This window comes from Saccharococcus sp. Marseille-Q5394 (assembly GCF_946901335.1).
GTDB lineage: Bacteria > Bacillota > Bacilli > Bacillales_A > Planococcaceae > Sporosarcina > Sporosarcina luteola_C.
In genome coordinates this window covers 1,684,730-1,704,589 of sequence record NZ_CAMPPQ010000001.1, presented here as the reverse complement: position 1 = coordinate 1,704,589, position 19,860 = coordinate 1,684,730, and the positions used below count along the sequence as shown (strand labels likewise).

The following is a 19,860-nucleotide window of genomic DNA, read 5'->3' as shown; positions in this document are numbered from 1 at the left end:
CCACGAAATTGGATATTTCTTTTTCTCGTTCATTCCTGGTGATGTAATGCGATTGATATGTGTGTACCAATAAATTAAATAAAAATCCGTATTTTGCTGATTCTAACAGTCAATGGTGATTTTAGCTTTGTATACATTCTGGCAAATGCCCTCGAGCTTACAATCCGCGCACAACTCGTTGTGCCTTGTGTATTTCACAATGTTACATACTTAGCATCGTAGTTCCGGAACGATAGGAATGCTCCTTGAAACAACAAGTTGGTGTGTAGTGCCAGTCCAAACGCGATGGATCACGGCAGGTGTTTTTTTGGTCGAGACCCGGTATTTCCCATTTAATCAAATCTATTCAAATGACACTTGCGGATTTATTTTCACAAAAAAAGAATGCTGAGCTGCGGGTAGTGCAAGAGTCGTGTAGGGATGAATCGAATTTAATAGAATTATGCATTTTATGCTGGATTTCAATAAGATTGGTAGGAAGACATTTCGACAGTAATATACATAAAAAGGCACTAGGGAGAAAATCTGGACAGAATTCAATAATAAAGTAATATTTTGTGGGTAAAAGGAATTAACAGAACAGACAAACTTACAATATTCAACAAATTATTTGAGACTAAATAACTAAATTTTTTCAAATTTTTGTGGCTTTAAGTTTAGTCCTTTGATACAATGACTCGTAAACACTTGGAAACTTGTGTTAATACAATTCACGGAGGGTCAAGGACTAATGGTGACAAGTAAAAAATACCGTAAGTTTCTAACGACAGCAGCAGTTGCGACTCTAGTTGCATCCGCAGTAACACCTGCATCAGCAGAGTTTAAAGACTCTACAGGTCAATATTCAGATGCGGTTGCATATTTAACTGCTAATGGGATTGCCAAAGGGTTAGGAGATGGATATTTTGGTATATCGGAAACTCTAAAACGTGGGGATGTAGCTGTCATGATAGCGAAAGCCTTATACTTGGATACTTCAAATGTTTCCGATATTCCTTTTAAGGATGTAAACCGGCTTCAAATGGGAGCAGTAAATGCACTTTACAAAGCTGGCATTCTTTCTGGAAAAAGTAAAACAAGCTTTGCACCTGATGATGTGATCACACGAGTTGAATTGGCAAAAATTCTATCAAATGCATATGGGTTAAAAGCCGAAAGTAATAAAACGAAATTTAAAGATGTAAATTCGAATTGGGCACCATATGTCGATGCTTTGGTGAGTAGCGGCATTGCAAGGGGAAAAAGTGCCAATGAATTCGGGTCGTCCCAGTCAGTGACGCGTGGAGAATTTGCTCTATTTGTTTTTCGTGGACGAGCTATACTAAAAGATTCTGTTGTAGATGAAACACCGCCTGTCATTCATTATGAGGGGGTAAAATCGTTAACTCTTTCATATGGAGCAACCTTTTCACTTCCGAACGTTACTGCTACTGATGATAAAGATGGAAATGTAAAAGTGACGACAGTGATTCAAAATAGCAAGAAGGAAGTAGTAGACAGAATTAACACGTTAAGACCTGACACATACACAGTAACCTATAGTGCGCAGGATAAGGCAGGAAATAAAGCCAAAGAACTTATAATCACAGTCGTTGTCAATCAACAAGTTATCTATACTCCAAGTCCAACTCCTCCAAAAGACAAAAACTATGTTCTATCAATCATGCATTTCAATGACACACATTCCCATTTAGATAATGCAGCTAAGAGAGTGACCGCTGTCAAAGAAGTCCGAACAAAAAAACCGAGTGCATTACTTCTCGATGCAGGAGATGTATTCTCTGGGACGCTGTATTTCAATGAATTCCTTGGACAAGCTGATCTAGAATTCATGAACCTCATGAAAGTGGATGCAATGACCTTTGGTAACCATGAATTCGATTTAGGTTCAAGCGAGCAAGGTCATCAGGCATTAGTAGATTTCATTGAAGCGGCACAATTTCCGTTCGTCTCATCGAACGTGGATTTCTCGAAGGATAAGTTATTCACAGGTTTGTTTAATACAAAGATTTCTTCCGCTCCTAACAATGGAAATATTTACACAGGAATCGTTAAAGAAGTCAACGGCGAAAAGGTCGGTATTTTCGGTTTGACGACTGCTGATACTGTAGATATCTCTAGCCCTGGTTCAATTACTTTCTCGAATTATATTGAACAAGCCAAAAAGATGGTAGCAGAATTCGAAGCAATGGGTGTCAATAAGATCGTCGCCATTACACATATTGGATATGATGATAATCCAGCTGTTGACAACGATCTTGAGTTGGCGAAAGCCGTTGAAGGAATCGACATTATAGTTGGTGGGCATAGCCATACGAAACTTGACAAACCAGTATTATTTACAAATAAGAAGCAGCCAACGATTATAGTCCAAGCTTACCAATACGCTGAGAATCTTGGAACACTAGATGTCGCGTTTGATAAAAATGGGATAGTTGTTGAGCATAATGGAGAATTGATACCGATCGGTTCAAAAGTGGAAGATCCAGATGCTGCTGAGATCTTAAAGAAATACGCTGACAGGATTAATCAGGTGAAAAATGAGGAAACTGGATCTGTTGCAGTTAAAGAGCTTGCCAACCCTCGTCTTTCTGATTCAAGCAATATTAGTGTTCGTAGCAATGAAACTCCACTAGGAAACGTAATTACCGACGGAATGCTCGCCAAGGCCAAAGAATATGCTCCGGATGTAATTATGGCAATGCAAAATGGTGGAGGAATTCGTAAGCCGATTAACCAAGGTCCCATCACTGTCGGAGAAGTCATTGAAGTTCTCCCATTTGGCAACACGTTAGCAATGATGAAATTGACAGGTGCTGAGATTAAAGAAGCATTTGAAACAAGCTTCAAAGAATACCCTAAAGAAAATGGCGGATTCCTTCATGTCTCCGGTGCAAAAGTGGAATTCGATTCATCCAAACCGGTAGGTGATCGTGTTGTTTCTGTTAAATATAACTCGGGCAACGATGTATATGTTGAAATTGAAGACGCTAAGACATATACAATTGCAACGAACGCTTTCACTGCAAAAGGCGGAGATGGTTTTGATGTCTTCAAAAGAGCTTATGAAGAAGGACGCGTGGTAGATCTTGGCCTCTCCGACTGGGAAAATTTCCGTGACCATTTAGTTTCATTGGTGACTGTAGACCCGGAAGTTGAAGGTCGTATCGTTGATATTGCAAAAGAAAATGGATACCCCGCTGGTGACTATGACGGTGAAGAATTCTCAGGTACAGTGGATGCTCCAAAAGTTTATAACGGAGATGTAACTGTGGACATTTCTAAAGTTCTTGAATTAGGACATGCAGTTGTACGAGGAAACTTGACGATCTTTGGAACTTTAACAGAGGCTCTAAGGATATCTAACATTAAAGTTGAAGGAGATTTAATTCTTACTGATTTAAATGGCGCGGGCTTTAATTTAGATGATGTTGAAGTAGATGGAGATACAATCGTCGATTAATAATATTCAGAAACTAAAACTTCAAAATCCTGAAGGGGGATTTATCGAATGTCGAGAGGGAATTGGAAAAAGTCCGTAAATATCATGTTGTCGGCCGGTTTAGTTGCGGGAGTAGTTGTTCCCGCAATGCCGGTCAACGCTGTGGCGGCCGAGTATGCAACGGATCTGATTATATCCGAATATGTTGAAGGCAGTAGCAATAACAAAGTGCTTGAGTTATATAACGGAACCGGCGCAAACATCGACCTTGGCCAATATACAATCGAGCTTTACTCGAATGGCGGCAAGACGACACAAACAAGATTGAATCTGTCAGGCGAATTAAAACATGGTAAGACCTATGTTATTGTGCATAGCAGTGCAAATGCAACTTTAAAAGCATTGGCTGATTTGCCAAACTCAAGCATAATGGCCTTTAACGGAGATGACGCAATCGTCTTGAAAAAGGGCAATGCAGTCGTCGATTCATTTGGCCAAGTAGGGCAAAGAATTAACTGGGGTCTAGACAAAACGCTTGTTCGAAAAAATTCAGTTTTGTCAGGCGATACAAATGTTGATGACGAATATAACACTGCGGATGAGTGGACAACGTATTCGATTGATACATTCGAACATCTCGGAAGCCATGAAATGGGGACTGGAGACCCGGGTGACCCAGGCGATCCAGGCGATCCAGGCGATCCAGGTGAACCTGTAGTTTCGACAATTGCTGATGTTCGTGCAATGGCACCAGGTGCAACTGTTACGGTTCAAGGGGTAGTCGCTGCAAACTTGAAAAACACAATTTCCATTCAAGATGCAACTGATGGAATTGCGGTAAGACCAACAAGCTTGAATATTAAAATTGGTGACAAAGTAATGTTAACCGGTAAGACAGCTGACTTCCGCAGTCTCCTACAATTGGATGGTGCAACGGTAGTCGGACAACCGGAAACTGTCGGTGAGCCAGCACCTAAAGTCATTACAGGAGCCGATGTTGCTGAAGAAAATGAATCCATTCTTGTCAGAACCGAAAATATTACAATACTCGAAGTCGAGGATGGCGGCGGATGGGCTAACTATACCGTTACCGATGGGACAACTGAATTTGTTGTTCGTGACGAAACAAATACACTTGGCTTACAAGTGGGCAACAAATACGATTCAATTATTGGGATTGTTCAACAGTTCGATTCCACATACCAAGTGATCCCACGTTTTGCGCATGACATCATTTTGGATAGCACAGCTATCCATCCGGTAGTTGCGACACCAGGAAGCGGAACGTTCGTTGGCGGAACAAAGGTAACGTTAACGACAAGCACAATCGATGCTAGTATTCTATACACTTTTGATAACTCAGATCCAATTGAGAATGGTGCAACGTATGCAACTCCAATCGATATTACAGAAGACACAACGTTAAAGGCAGTCGTGAAAACAACAGCTGGAGAATTTAGCGATGTCACGACATTCAACTATACGATTACAGAGGCACTGCGTATCCATCATCTTCAAGGCGCTGGCCACACATCAACATTTGACGGACAAAATGTTGAGGGAATAGAAGGAATCGTAACCTATCACTACGTGTTAAATGGTTCAAACTATTACCATATCCAAACACCTGATGCACTTGCTGACAATGATCCGAATACGTCAGAAGCAATTGTTTTGTACAGTGGCAATAAAGCATGGCCATTCCAAATTGGTGACTTAGTTTCTGTTAAAGGGAAAGTAAGTGAATATGCAATAGATGGCTATGACGATCGCCAACAGACTGATTTGAAAGTAACACAGATCAATGTGCGGGATGACCAAGGCGGCAACGTGGCTTTGGTTGAGAAAAACGTTGGGTTGCCAACTCCAATCGTCATCAATGAAGATAATTTACCGACTGAGCATATCGACAGCGATCGTTTGGCGATCTTCAATCCTGAAGTCGATGCAATTGATTTCTGGGAAAGTATCGAAGGGATGCTTGTTAAAGTAGGTAATGTCAAAGCTGTTGCACCGCAAGAACATGGCGATATCGTAACGGTATTGGAAAATGCTCCAACAAACACATTGCATGGTGGATTGCTGTTGGAAAAGGACAATGCAAATGCGAATCGCATTCAATTCCGTTTGGAGCCAAATGGAGCAGCGAGAGAATTCGAAGTAGCGACTGGAGATAAATTCGAAGGGCCGATTACAGGAGTTGTCGGTTACTCATTCCAAAACTATAAAATCTTTACTGCCCTCAATGATATGAAAGCGGCTCATTCAAAAGGAGAAGCAACACCTGAAAAAACAACAATCGTTAAAGATGATGACAAGTTGACAATCGCTTCTTATAACTTGGAGAACTTCTCAAACAACACGAAAACAACTACAAATGACAAGGCAAGGAAACTAGCGCGCGCGTTTGCTGACGATATGCAAAATCCGGATATCATAGGTGTCACTGAAGTTCAAGACAATAATGGACCGGACGCAGGCGATTCAAAAGCGAATCAAAGCTATGAAAGATTGATTAAAGCGATTGAAGATGCTGGTGGAGTAACATACAAATATATGAATATCGACCCTGTCAATAATCAGGACGGTGGACAACCAGGTGCAAATATCCGCGTCGGATTCTTGTACAACCCTGAACGTGTAACATTGACACAAGGAATTCCCCATGGAAATGCAACAACCGCTGTCGGCTATGAAAACGGCAAATTGACGCATAACCCTGGTAGAATTGATCCGAATAACAAAGCATTCAATAGCAGCCGTAAGCCATTGGCAGCACAGTTTGATTTCCAAGGTGAAAGTGTCATCGTAATCGCGAATCACTGGAACTCCAAAACAGGAGATACACCACTATTCGGGCAGAAACAACCTCCTGTTTATGGCAGTGAAGCACAACGTAAGGAAATTGCGAAAATCGTAGCTGGTTTCGTTACAGATGTGAAAACGAAAAACTCTGAAGCGCACATCGTATCAGCTGGTGACTTCAATGATTTCCAATTTACAGACGCATTGAAAATCCATGAGGGCGATCATATGACAAACATGATTAACCACGTGGAAAAAACAGATCGATATTCGTATGTGTACCAAGGGAACTCTCAAGTATTGGATCATATCCTTGTAACGAATGAGCTTGTCAATAAAACTGAAATCGACATTCTTCATATTAACGCAGATTTCACAGATATGGCTGGCCGCGCAAGTGACCATGATCCAGTAATGGTACAAATTGATTTCGCCAAATCAGAAGTACCTGCACCGATGGAAGCTGAGCAAAAATACGATTTCAAAGGCTTCAAAACGAAAACATTGAAGATCGGCAAGCCAAGCGTGTCAGTTACGATTGATGAAACGTCAGTCATTACGAATGGCGTCCTATTCACAGGTGCTTACGCTGAGTTCCACGGCAAAGGGGTTGAAACGACAAATGTCACTGTAAAACCTGCTGAAGCGAATGGCATCGTCGACTTCAAAGGCATCAAAGCAGTAAAACTGATTATTGATGGAACAAACGTATCGGAAGTTCGAGGTGCTGAAAACATTCAGGAATTCGAATTCATTAACGGTGCAATTAAAGAAAATATCAAGTTCTACAATTCGAAAGGGGAGCCCATTGGGGTTCCTCCTTTCTCTCCTGAGAACAAAGCTCCTGTATTCAGAAAGGCAATAGCGAACAAAACGGTTAACGTTGGTGAATCGATCACAATTTCGCTTTCCGACCATTTTTCAGATCCAGACGGTGATACCCTTACTTATACAGCTACAAAAGGTACAGTCAACGGTTCGACACTGACTCTAGCATTAAGTGAAGGAACACATATCGTTGGTGTTACAGCGAGTGATGGTCAGAAAAACGTAACAGCTAGTTTCACTGTGACAGTCAAAGCTGAGGCTGTTCCGGGAGACGATTATTATAAGGGCGCTCACGGAAAAGAAGGGCAAGCATTAAAGGATGCACTTCATGAAATCATTAGCGACCATACACAACTATCATATACTCAAGTATGGGATGCACTAAAACTGACAGATGAAGATCCGAATAACAAAAATAACGTAATCCTTTTCTATTCTGGAAAATCACGTGCCAAAAGTGCAAACGGCGGCAATGTCGGCAACTGGAACCGGGAGCACGTTTGGGCACAATCACATGGAGATTTCGGAACATCAAAGGGACCAGGTACTGATATCCATCATTTACGTCCGACTGATGTCCAAGTGAATAGCGCACGAGGAAATTTGGATTTTGACAACGGTGGCAGTCCTGTAAACGGGTGTGATGGATGTAAACGCACATCGAATTCATGGGAGCCACCAAACAATGTTAAAGGTGACGTTGCTAGAATGCTATTCTATATGGCAACCCGCTATGAAAAAGGCGACAGAGTCGATTTAGAGCTGAATGAACTTTTGAATAATGGAAACGGAAAAAAACCATACCACGGAAAACTATCTGTCCTTCTCGAATGGCATGTATTTGATCCTGTAGATGACATTGAAGTTAAGCGAAATAACTTAATTTATGAACTGCAAGGTAACCGTAATCCTTTCATTGATCATCCGGAGTGGGTAACGCTTATTTGGAAAGTACAAGGCTCTTCTTACGTGAAATTAGCTTCTTAATTTGTTAGGGCGGTCACTTTTAGAGTTGTCGAAGACCTACCGAAAAATAAGACAGCACGAGCATTAGCGGCAGTAATTCTCAACCTTGCGTTGGATTTATTAGAATTGCTAGATTGAAATTAATTAAGAAGAGACCTTGTGAATTAATAATTGAAATAAACAGAAAATATAATTGACCTATTTGAGCTCATGTGATAAATTATATTTAATAACTCGACTGAAGGTTCCAGCTTTCAGAAGAGTACCAGGGTGATTGTGCGGAAACACAAACACCCGGGTCCCATTACATTTAACATCCACCCTTTCATGTTATGTGTGTACACGATAGGTGAGTTTTTATATTCCTTTTAGGAATCAGCAAAATTATGAAACTAATGAATCCTCCAACTCGTCTTATTAGTTGGAGGGTTTTTCCTTTTGGTTGCCTGCCCCGCATTCCGCTCAAAATCAACCGAACGCTTTATAAAATAAACGGGGCAGACACCTGCTATTTACAGACCCTTCATTAAATCCTAAACCAACAGAATTTTTCCGGATTTTACCTTTCAAATCAACCTATCTTATAGTAGTCTAATAGTAAGGAGGGGGAATCGGATTGAAAAAAATAATTACATTTCTAGCAGTCGTAATGCTTTTCATCACTGGCAGCGTTGGAACTGCAAGTGCTTCAGGTTTTTCGGATGTGAGCAATACGTATCAATTCTATGAGCATATCAACTACTTAGCGAACCAGGGTGTCATTAAAGGGAAGGATGCAAACCGTTTTGCACCGAATGATGCGGTTTCACGGGCGGAAGCGGCGGTCATGATTGCCAGAGTGAAAAACTTGCCGACCGAAAAAAGGACAACTCTTTTCTCGGACGTCAGTAGTCAAAGCTTCGCATCAGGCGCGATCCAATCGGCTACTGATAAAGGGATCATTCAAGGATATACCGATGGCACATTCAAGCCGGATAATAAAGTTACTAGAGGGGAAATGGCGATATTCCTGACCCGTGCTTTCGGTTTAAGTGAAGAGGAGCCTATGACCTTCACAGATGTGCCCGTAAGTTCTGCGGGCTACGCTTATATACCGAAGATCATCGCGGCTGGGATCACACAAGGCTATTCGGAAACGACATTCAACCCGAATCAGCCGGTAACACGCGCGCAATTTTCTGCATTCCTGGCACGTGCTACCAACGAGCAGCTGCGCCTGAGCGTTAAATCCTGCGGATATGATTCGGCAAGCCGAGTGAACCCAGATCGTCAGACGCTAAATTGCCTCGTGACGAAAGCGGCAAGAAAAGCAGATGTTCCACCTGAATTAGCAAAGGCTATCGTCGAAGTGGAAAGCGGCTGGAAACATTATCTGAGTAACGGTGAACCACTCATCAGTTCAGACAACGGAATCGGTCTTATGCAAATTACGAACAGAACCGAATTTGACACCGCACGTCTCAAATATGACATTGAGTACAATATTGAAGCTGGTGTGAAAGTCCTTGCGGATAATTTCAAACGCACTGATCTTCCGAACATCGGCACAAACAACCGTCATGTCCTTGAACACTGGTACTTCGCGGTTATGGCCTATAACGGCACTAAGCCGATGAATAGTCCTTTTTACCAAGCGACTGGGGATAGAAACCTGAACGCCTACCAGGAAAAAGTATACAGCAAAATCAGTAACGGCTTCGTCAATCCGAATATTGGATCGATCGTCATGACAATTGCCGATTTCAAATACGACGGAACAACAACCGACAATATTCAATTCAATAAGAAAGCCTTCACAATGACCGGCTCCAACACAATGTCGGTTGAACTGTTGAAGGAAGACTCCGTCGTCCAGTACACTGGAAAGGGATTACGATCCAAGCCAAGTTCCGGAAGTGATTTAATCATGACATTGACAACGGAGGATGCATTGACAATCATTGGAGGTCCAGTCTACGATATGGATCCTAAGTCTCCTAATCAATACATCTGGTACCCGGTAAAGACCAACCAAAATGGAAAAGTGAAAACAGGCTTTATTGCAGCGCCTTATATTAACTGAAAATGAAGAAGCCGATCATGCTTAAGTGATCGGCTTCTTTTCACATTAATTACCACGATATTATTATATTTACATATCTATCATTTTATGTTTACATTACATAGAATAATATATTCTTCTAATTACAAAACATTTAAATAGAAAAATAGTATGTAACTATATTCTACCACGGATAACTGCTAAATGACTGTCTTTATGCGTATTAATGATATAGGTATAATAGAATGGCTAAAAAATTTTGTTATATTGTGGACATTAATCCAATGTTTTATATTAGACTTTACCGGATAATGTTGGTAGTATGAAACTATATTCCTCTCCAAGTTTACTATATTGGAGGGAGATACAACTAGGAGGAAACCTACACTATGAAATCTAACTACAAAAAGATTGTCGCAACTTCAGCTACTGCAGCATTTGTTGCATCCGCTATTATTCCTGCTGCTATGGCCGCTGCACCAACTAATTTTACAGATGTGAATTCGAACTATAAAGAAGCAGTAGATTATCTACTAGCTCATAATATTACAAACGGTGTGACTTCAACTGAATTTGGTACTACTCAAAATATCAAACGTGGCGACGCAGCTGTTTTCATTGCAAGAGCCCTTGGATTGAATACAGAAACAGCTAAAGATCAAGGATTCAAAGATTTGAATAATCGTGTCAAAGGCGCGGTTAATGCCATCGTAGCGGAAGGTATCGCTTCCGGTAAAACGAAAGAATCTTTCGCTCCTGATCAAAACATCACTCGTCAAGAGATGGCGAAGATGCTTGTGAACGCATATGATCTTACAGCTGAAACGACAGCTGGTTTCAAAGACGTCAACTCCAATTGGATCGGTTATGTTTCTGCCCTTAAAGATAACGGCATTACATTAGGAAAAACTGAAACAACTTTCGCACCGGAAGCTAATTTAACTCGCGGTGAGTTTGCATTGTTCATGTTCCGTGCTGAAACTCTTGAAGAAACGGTAACAGTACCTGAAATCGTTTCTATTTCTGCAACTAACCCAACGACGGCAACAGTTTCGTTCAATACGAAACTAGCTTCTTTGAAAGCTGCAGATGTCAAAGTGAAGAATAATGCTACGAATACTAACCAAGTTGTAAAATCTGTTACTCTATCTGAAGATAAGAAGTCAGCAGAAATTACATTCTATGAGCCGGTAGTTGCAAACGGAACATACGCTGTTGAGGTCACTTCTGGAACAACTAAGCTCAACGGAGAACTTGTAGTCGGCTCATTGAGCGTTGAAAACATCTTAATGGAAGATCAAACAATCCTTGCAGACGCACCGACGGAAATTGCTTTCAAGTTGGTTGACAATAAAGGTACAGATGTCACTGCACAATTTAAAAACCAAGTGAAATTTGTTTCTAATGCAGCAATTACAAATGGCAAAATCACACTTGCTAAAGGGACTTCAACTACTGTGAAAGCTGTCTTTGAAAAAGATGGTAATGTAGTAGCTGAAAGCAAAGTTGTAACAATCAAAGCTGAAGCTAAAACGCCTGCAAAACTAGCAAACTGGACAGTTTCTACAACTGAAGCTGATTTTAAAAACGATAAGTTCAAGCGCAACACAATCGTATATGCTAATCAAACAACGAAGCTCTATACTGAAGTGGTTGATCAATTCGGCGCAGTTTTGGAGAACCCGAACGTTGCATTTGAATCTCTAACTCCAAAAGTTGCTGTAGTTGACAAAAATACTGGAGACGTCCAAGTCCTAGGTACAGGAAATGCACAAGTGAAGATCACTGTCAAAGACGGCGATAAGGTTGCATTCGAAGAAGTAGTTAGCATGGAAGTTCGGGAAGTGCCTGCTGTGAATACATTGTCACTTAACCAAACTTCACTTGCTTTGTCTACAAAAGATACAGCGGGAATGGAAGTCCAAGCGACAGTTCTTGACCAATTCGGAAACCCGATTAAAGGTCAAGTGGTTACTGTGAATGAAAAAGTTGCACAAAATGATAAAGCTGCTCTTGACATCACAAAAGTTTCAAAAACAAATAATGATGGCGTCATGAAGTTCAATGTTGCTGCAGTTGCAAATGCGAAAGTCGGCAACCGCACTGTTGAAGTGATAGTTGGTACAGGACAATCAGCTGTTAAAGCTACGCTTGCTGTTGAGCTTAAAAATCCTGGCGTATTTGCTAGATACGACGTACGTGGTCTTGAGTCTACATTGGACTTGAACGCTGGCGCAAATGCAAACTCTATGGAGCTTGACGTATTATCGGTAGATGCCACTGGATTGATGATCAAAGCAGAGAAGCCGGTAGTAACTGTGAAAAACGTTCAAGGTAAAAATGTAACTGCTGACACTGTTGTGGATAACAAAATCACGCTTGAAGCAGGCGCGAAAGTTGGAGATGTCTACACTGTCGACGTCAAAGTTGGTGGAGTAACTGTTAAAACTCACACATTCACTGTAGTAGACACGACTGCAACAGCAGTAGAACCATCCATCTTGTTCACTTCTTCTACACTTAATATCGCTGCAGACCAAACACTTGAGGCTGCTATCGCTAAGATCACTGAGTTGAAAGATGCTAGCAACTATACAGTAGCAAACGTCAAAGGTGCTACTGCAAACAGCGAAGTGGTGAAAGTTACAACTGAGGGCAATCTTGAGAAAGCTGATGCCGGATCAACAAAAATCTACGTGACTTCTGTAGATATTAAAGATGCAGATGGTAAGAATACTAAAACAATTAAATTAGATTCTATTGTAGACCTAACTGTAAACGTAAAGTAATTATGTGAAAACGTATTAAATACCTTCCGGGTGACAACCTCATCCGGGAGGTTTTTTTGCGCTAAAAACACAAAACACCAAATTATTCCTTCTAACCTTCCAAACAGCAAGCAAGTATAGTATTCTAGTAAAAGAAGTATCAGAATAAAGGGCAAGATGGCAGCTTGAAAACAAGTTTCGTTTCTTCACCTTACTTCTGATAGACAACATCTGAAAAAGATGAGGAAAATTTTTAGTTAAAATATTCCTCTCAAACTTGCAAACAGAAGGAGAAGGTGGAATGAAATCATCAAGTAAACATCTGGGCATCATCATCGTCATTTTGTCCGTGTTCATTTTAGCAATGCCTACTGCACAGGCAGCTACATTCAAGGACGTTTCTTATCAATATTGGGCATACAAAGATATTGAATTTGCAGCAGAGCATAAAGTCATCAGAGGCTTCGGAGACGGTAACTTCAGACCGGGCCTTGATATTAAGAGGAAAGATGCTGCCGTTATGATGACGAGGGCACTTGACCTCTATACACTGGAAGGCGAGCCGACGTCAGTGGAGGATTTAATTCCCACATCTCCGGGCTACAAGGAGATCATGATTGTGCTTGAAAACGATTGGCTGTCGCTTGATGAAGGACACTTCCATCCGGACAAGCCGCTGACAAGAGACGAAATGTCCAAAATGCTGGCTACTGCCTATAAATATGAAGGAAAAGGCGCTAGCTCATTTACGGATGTTCCGATAGAGGATCCGTACTACCGATTTATTGACGCCATTGCAAACGAAGAAGTGACGACAGGGTATAATGATGATTCATTCCGCCCGAAAGAAAAAGTGACGCGCGCCCAATTCAGCGCATTTCTTTACAGGGTGTACCAAAAGCCGGTCGCATATGAAGTGAGGAATGGCGGTGAGCTTATCTCTGTCATCCCGAATGTCGAAGACGCAATTGAACTTGCACTTTATTATCCGGAAGGGACAGTCCACCCGCAAAGCAATAAATTCGTCGAATATGCGCAAGAGATTGCAGCCGCGGACAAGACCAATTTGAATAGCGGTGCCCTCATCTATAACGGGTTTAAGGAAATCGAGAAATTCACACCGGAGTTTTTCAAGCACTACTTAAAATCGAAGCCGAAAAACGGTGTTCAACAGGATATGTTCGACACATTTATTATCCTTGGTCTTCGATACAATGAAAACAGCGACCAATTCGTAGACGGACCGACGAACCGAGCCAATTACGAAGATTGGAAGACGTACATAGAAAGGACATTCGATTCTACCGGTGCCATTAAAAACCTGGACACCGCTGCAGGTCAATTGAACCGAAAAGTCGATGTCTACGTCGCGATTCCCTATCCGAAACGGAATGAACCGATCATCGATTTGAATGGCGATGAAGTCGGAAGTGATGTCTATGCACGGTATGATTTGGCAAGCTGGTATGTTAAAGAAGTGATGCAACGCTTTGAAAACGGCAAGTACGAGAATTTGAATTTCAAAGGGTTCTATTGGTTGAGTGAAACTGTGCGGACGGTCGATGATGAAGTCATCATCTCTTCCATTTCAAGCATCTTGAAGAAGAACGGCAAATTCTTCATCTACTCGCCGCATGCCACTTCGACGAACTTCTATAAATGGAAAGATTACGGCTTCGACGCCGCATTCCTCCAGCCGAATGCATTCAGGGCATCCATTCGGGACAAAGAAGAGCGTCTGCACCGCGCATTCGTGAACGCACAAGTCTACGGTACAGGTATCACGATTGAAATCGATTCCTACCATATGGACAAAGCGGAACATGGCGTCGAAGCATTCGACCTCTACATGGATATGGCAAAACGCTACGGGCTCGACGAAAAAGGCATGATGTTCTACCAGGGGACCAATATGGTGGAACGAATGGCAACTTTCGACCACCCGATATACAAACGGTGGTATGAGCAGCTGACAGAGACATTTTTCAATAAAACAGTGAAAGAATAAGGAGCGGGCGGTTTTCCGCTCCTTTTTCATATTAACCTAAATTATATTGAAAGAGATTTGCTGCTGAGGATTGAAGCGAAGGGCGGCGACTCCTGCGAAAGCCGTTGCGAAGAACGGCTTTTGCGACCATAAGGGAGCAGGATGCCTTAATTTCTGCAAAGATCGCAGAAATACGGCAAATCGAACCCTTCGCTGTTCGATTGGCTCGCCGCTCGCCCGCGGAAAGCGTCCGCCCGAAGCGGAAATCCGATAGGCAAATTTCTATGAATCCTTTCCTATTTGATAACGTCAACTTAATTGGAAATTAATCTACTGACACGCCCTAGTGCTGTGGTATAATCGAATACGTGAAACAACTATAGAAAGGGTCATTCCATGAATCTCAACCTCAAAGAACTGGCAGTGCCCATCGTCGGAGTAATTCTGCTCGCAGTGGCGCTCGTCATTCCCAATACAATGATTGCTTACGGCATTTCGCTCCTTATCGCGATTGCTGCATTGTTCAGACCGAAACAAGCAATCCTGTTTTTACTCATCTACTTCCCGCTTCGTTCATTTCTGATCGAAGTAAGCCCAGGACTTAAACTAGTTGGCGATTTGATCATCGTCTTCGCTTTCCTCCGAGTCGTTTGGGACGCAAGGAAAGATTGGAAGTCGATCTTCCGTTTCGAGATCTTTGAATGGGCATTTATCGCCTTCATCATCCTGGGAACCGTATCGGCATTCCTATCCGATGTCATCCTGTCGGCGATTATTTTCCAGATCCGTGCATTCGTGATCATGTTCCTTCTACTCTATACAGTGAAAAGACTGGACATTACGAAACGGGATATTATGAACTTCCTGACAGTCACTTTATTCGTCACCGTTGTCCTGATCATTCAAGGGCTCGTCGAAAAGCTTTCTGCCCGCTCCCTCCTCATGCCGGAGCAATGGGTGAATCGTCAGCTATCGAAGAATAACGCTAGCCGAATTTATGGACTTGTCAACAATCCGAATGTGCTTGCCGTCTATTTAACGATTTCCGGTATTCTAATTTATTACCTGAAAACGCTGCTGCCGAAAACGAAGCTCCAATGGGTGCTCAATCTCGTCCTCGTCGTCCTTGCTGGGACATGGATTCTAACGTATAGCCGGGGCACGTGGATTGCGTTCATCATTGGGATCGTCATCTACTTCCTGTTCACAAGGAATTGGAAGTTTGTCCTGAAATCAGGACTTGCCGTTGCATTAGGATTCTTCCTTATAACAACGCCGGTGACAAAATTGGCGCAATGGATCAGTGCGAACACTGAAGTCAGTGAAATTGTACGGACAGGCACGCCTGAAACCGATCCTGCCTTCGCAATCGAATCGTCGCGTATCAAGGAGACATTCCAGTCGGACACATTCGAAAAGAGTAAGACGACCGGACGTTTGTTCATTGTCTATAAAGGGCTCGAAATTTTCAAAAGGTATCCGATAATTGGAACAGGGTTCGGCACATTCGGCGATTCTGCTTCAAAAGTATATTCATCGCCATACTATAGCCATTATGATATCCAATTCAATATCTACTCGGACAACCAGTACATCCAAGTTATAACCCAAACGGGCGTTGTCGGGGTCCTTCTATTCGCCGTCTTCCTATTAGGGATGCTCGTCCTGTTCTGGAAGCGACGCAAACTATCCGACAAAGCGATACCGATGTTGGCTATGCTCATCAGCGTTTACTGGTGCGGCATCATCTATAACATCTGGGAGGACAAGACGTTCACGATGTACTTCTACATCTTGACAGCAGTCTTCCTCGCATATACTTCAAAGAAAAAAGAAGAATTGCAATAAAAATAGAAAAGCCCCGGTTCTGGACGCTACCAGTACCGGGGCTTTTCTATGGATTGATAAGTCTTTCCCCGGAACCCTTCTAATTACGCATAAAATCTTTGAAACACGCATAAATCAGCTCAAAAGCTCATAAATCCCTCCAAACGCGCATAACTCGCCGCAAACCCGCATAAACGCACCCAATCCCGCATAAACACCGGCATGCATGACAATCTCCCCTCAAACTAGTCTAATAGTATCAAAAGTTCTCTAATCTATGGAAATGCAAGAGTTTGAGATTATAATGGACATACACCAAATAATTACAAAGGGGAATGAATAATTGCTTAAGAATACATACTTGTCGAAACTTAGTATCCTATTTCTTGTGATTTTTTTATCAATACCTACTCTAGCCTATGGAGAGACACCAGGAAGCACGAAGATTTCCGGAGGCGTCCAATATGAATATACGAACAAAACAGTAGCGAGCAACCCGCAAGCATTCCGTCAGTTAGTCGTCGACCTGAATGACCCATTCACAACAGTCGACGTCGGCATCCCGACGCCGCTTAACAAACTGGCATCGACGACGAGCCAGGCAAACGCCTATACAGCACCCGGCCAGCAAGTCGCGGGCGCAATTAATGGCTCCTTCTTCTGGGGGTCCGACCAAGGCTATTTGCCGATGTACTTGATCGCTTACCGCGATAGGCTCATGAATGCCGGGATAATCGCGTCCGGCAGGGACCAATACGTCAATCAGCCAATAGCTTTCGGCATTGACAGTACCGGTAAAGGGAAGATAGATTCATACAATTTAAGATTATCATTCAACCATAATGGACAAGATTACCCGATTACGTCGACGGACAAGCACCGCTCGACAGACAATCTGATCCTATACACACCGCTCTATCCGAAATCGACAACTGAAACGAATGCGCTAGGTATCGAGCTCGTCATTGAAGGAGTCACCGGCGGGACGGCGCTTAACTTCGGTGAAACGGTAACAGGTGTAGTGACGAAAAAGCGGGAGCGCAACGACCCACAAGCTTCAACGATCCCGAAAGATGGATTTGTCCTTTCGGCACACGGTGCAGCGATGTCATCCATCGACAACATCGGTGTAGGGGAAACAATCTCGATTACCGCTAACATTGATGAAAAGTGGAAAGGTTCTTCATTCATGCTGACGTCCGGACCTGAACTCGTCAAGGACGGCAGAGTTCATCTCGGCATCGATCCGAATAGCGACCGCGCAAGAGAACGCGCACCGCGTACGGCAATCGCAATTGACAGGACAGGCACGAAAGTATTCATGGTGACAGTAGACGGACGTCAATCCGGCTACAGCCAAGGACAAAGCCTAAAGGAATTTGCTGAATACCTCGTATCAATCGGTGCTTACCAGGCACTTAATCTCGACGGCGGCGGTTCTACGACGATGGCAGTCCGCAAGCCGGGTGATTTCAATGTGTCCCTATTCAATAGACCATCGGACGGCAGGGAACGTTCCGTCTCGACTTCGCTTTTTGCAGTATCAACTGCACCAGCAGGCACGCCGGCTACCGTCGGGGCTAAATTAGCGAAGCCAGGCGTCTATTTGAAAGGCACGAAAGGTTCCGTTGTGGTAGATTATGTGATGGATAATTACTATAACCCGGTTACTTTCAATAAAACGGACCTTAAGCTGAGCTCTCCGCAAGGGCTTATCTCAGTGAATGGTCAGGAGTTCACAGCTCAAAAAGCGGGGACAGGCTCCATCACTGCACAAATCAACGGCGTGACAGGGACCATCCCGTTTGAAGTCGTTGAATCCATCCATACAGTCAAGCCTTCAAGTGCATCAATCGATGTGCGGGCAGGCGAAAAGAGGACATTGACTGTAAAGGCGTATGACAGCAAGAACAGGGAAGTCATCTTCGACCCGTCATTAGTGAAGTGGAGTGCTTCCGCAAATATCGGAACAATCACTTCCTCAGGTGTACTGACAGCAGCTTCAAAAGAAGGCAAGGGGACAGTGACGGCGACTTTAGGCGGCAAAACGGTAACAATCCCAGTGGCGATCACAGGTGCATATTACCGTGTAGATAACATGGAATCCCTTGATAATTGGACGTCTTCAGCAACGAACGGAAAAGCTTCAATATCCATGAATAGCGCGAAAGAACCTGCATTCGAAGGGAAAGGCGCTTTGAAGCTCACGTACGACTTCACAGGGACGACAGGCACGTCTGCGGCATATGTGGACGCGAAAACGCCTATGAGTCTAGCAGGCACACCAGTGAAGCTTTCCGCCCGCGTATATGGCGATGCAAGTAACACATGGCTGCGCGGCCGGATTCAAGACGGGCAAGGCAAAGAATACACGATTGATTTCACACCTGAAAACGGCCTGAAATGGCTAGGCTGGAACTACGTGACGGCTGCCATCCCGGCTGGCGCAACTGGCAACATTACACTTAAGCAAATCTATATTGCGCAACCGACAGACAGCCTGAAAACGAAAGGCAGCATCATGATTGATGATGTGAAAGCGATCTTCAATACAGGCTACAAGGAAGGCCTTTTCAAAGACACAGGACTCACATTCCGTGCGGAAAATGAAATCGCATCACTCGTTAACGAAGGGGTCATTGCAGGCTACGCTGACGGCAACTTCGGACCATATCAAGAGTTGACAAGGCAGCAAGCGGCAATCCTTCTGGCAAGAGCGCTTAAACTGCCGCTCGACAATGTGACGGATCCAGGTTTCGAAGACATGGTACCATCGATGACATTCTATAAAGAAGTGGCGGCAGTCGCGAATATGGGCACCATCCGAGGGAAGGAAAACGGAAAGAAATTTGACCCGAACGGCAAACTGACGCGCGCTGAAATGGCAGCAATACTACAACGTGGATTCGATCTTCAATTGAGTGACCAAAATCACTTCTCAGACATTAACGGCAGCTTCGCAAAAGACGCTATCAATTCCTTGGCATCTAACGATATTACACAAGGAATTGGCGGAGGGAAATTTGGGCCTGGCCAAAACATCAGCAGGGCTGATTTCTCGGTTTTCCTTCACCGCACACTATCGAAAAAATAATAGATTTTTAGACTATGAGAATGCAGAAAATTGTGGTACGATGTACATGTAGGGTTTTTCCTTTAATCTCTTATAGAAGTAACTTTTCAAAGTGGCTTTGGT

At 43.0% G+C, this 19,860-nt stretch carries 7 protein-coding genes; all 7 read left to right on the top strand.

Features of this window, described 5'->3' with window-relative positions:
- The first annotated feature begins 730 nt into the window (after nucleotides 1-730).
- The 7 genes from OC538_RS08175 to OC538_RS08145 all read left to right on the top strand — a co-directional run bounded on the left by OC538_RS08175 (nucleotide 731) and on the right by OC538_RS08145 (nucleotide 19,758).
- The gene (locus tag OC538_RS08175) at nucleotides 731-3,463 is read left to right on the top strand and encodes a 5'-nucleotidase C-terminal domain-containing protein (protein WP_262174269.1); all 2,733 of its coding nucleotides are present in this window, start codon (nucleotides 731-733) and stop codon (nucleotides 3,461-3,463) included.
- Nucleotides 3,464-3,511: 48 nt separating this feature from the next.
- Complete coding sequence (locus tag OC538_RS08170) at nucleotides 3,512-8,062, top strand: endonuclease (protein WP_262174268.1); 4,551 nt, start codon at nucleotides 3,512-3,514, stop codon at nucleotides 8,060-8,062.
- A 595-nt stretch (nucleotides 8,063-8,657) separates the two neighbouring features.
- Nucleotides 8,658-10,103, top strand: a complete 1,446-nt coding sequence (locus OC538_RS08165) for an S-layer homology domain-containing protein (protein WP_262174267.1) — start codon at nucleotides 8,658-8,660, stop codon at nucleotides 10,101-10,103.
- 368 nt (nucleotides 10,104-10,471) lie between these two features.
- Entirely contained in the window at nucleotides 10,472-12,871 is a 2,400-nt protein-coding gene (locus tag OC538_RS08160; RefSeq protein WP_262174266.1) for an S-layer homology domain-containing protein, read from the top strand.
- Nucleotides 12,872-13,151: 280 nt separating this feature from the next.
- Complete coding sequence (locus OC538_RS08155; protein ID WP_262174264.1) at nucleotides 13,152-14,858, top strand: DUF4855 domain-containing protein; 1,707 nt, start codon at nucleotides 13,152-13,154, stop codon at nucleotides 14,856-14,858.
- 375 nt (nucleotides 14,859-15,233) lie between these two features.
- A complete protein-coding gene (locus tag OC538_RS08150; protein WP_262174261.1) occupies nucleotides 15,234-16,685 on the top strand; it encodes an O-antigen ligase family protein in 1,452 nt (483 codons plus the stop codon).
- Between the two features lie 322 nt (nucleotides 16,686-17,007).
- Nucleotides 17,008-19,758: a phosphodiester glycosidase family protein gene (locus tag OC538_RS08145; RefSeq protein WP_262174258.1), complete on the top strand. Its 2,751-nt coding sequence runs from the start codon at nucleotides 17,008-17,010 to the stop codon at nucleotides 19,756-19,758.
- Nucleotides 19,759-19,860 lie beyond the last annotated feature (102 nt).

What these genes read in the sequence shown, in the direction of transcription:
- OC538_RS08160 (WP_262174266.1), top strand. Translation starts at nt 10,472, where the DNA reads ATGAAATCTAACTACAAAAAGATTGTCGCAACTTCAGCTACTGCAGCA.
- OC538_RS08155 (WP_262174264.1), top strand. Translation starts at nt 13,152, where the DNA reads ATGAAATCATCAAGTAAACATCTGGGCATCATCATCGTCATTTTGTCC.
- OC538_RS08150 (WP_262174261.1), top strand. Translation starts at nt 15,234, where the DNA reads ATGAATCTCAACCTCAAAGAACTGGCAGTGCCCATCGTCGGAGTAATT.
- OC538_RS08170 (WP_262174268.1), top strand. Translation starts at nt 3,512, where the DNA reads ATGTCGAGAGGGAATTGGAAAAAGTCCGTAAATATCATGTTGTCGGCC.
- OC538_RS08175 (WP_262174269.1), top strand. Translation starts at nt 731, where the DNA reads ATGGTGACAAGTAAAAAATACCGTAAGTTTCTAACGACAGCAGCAGTT.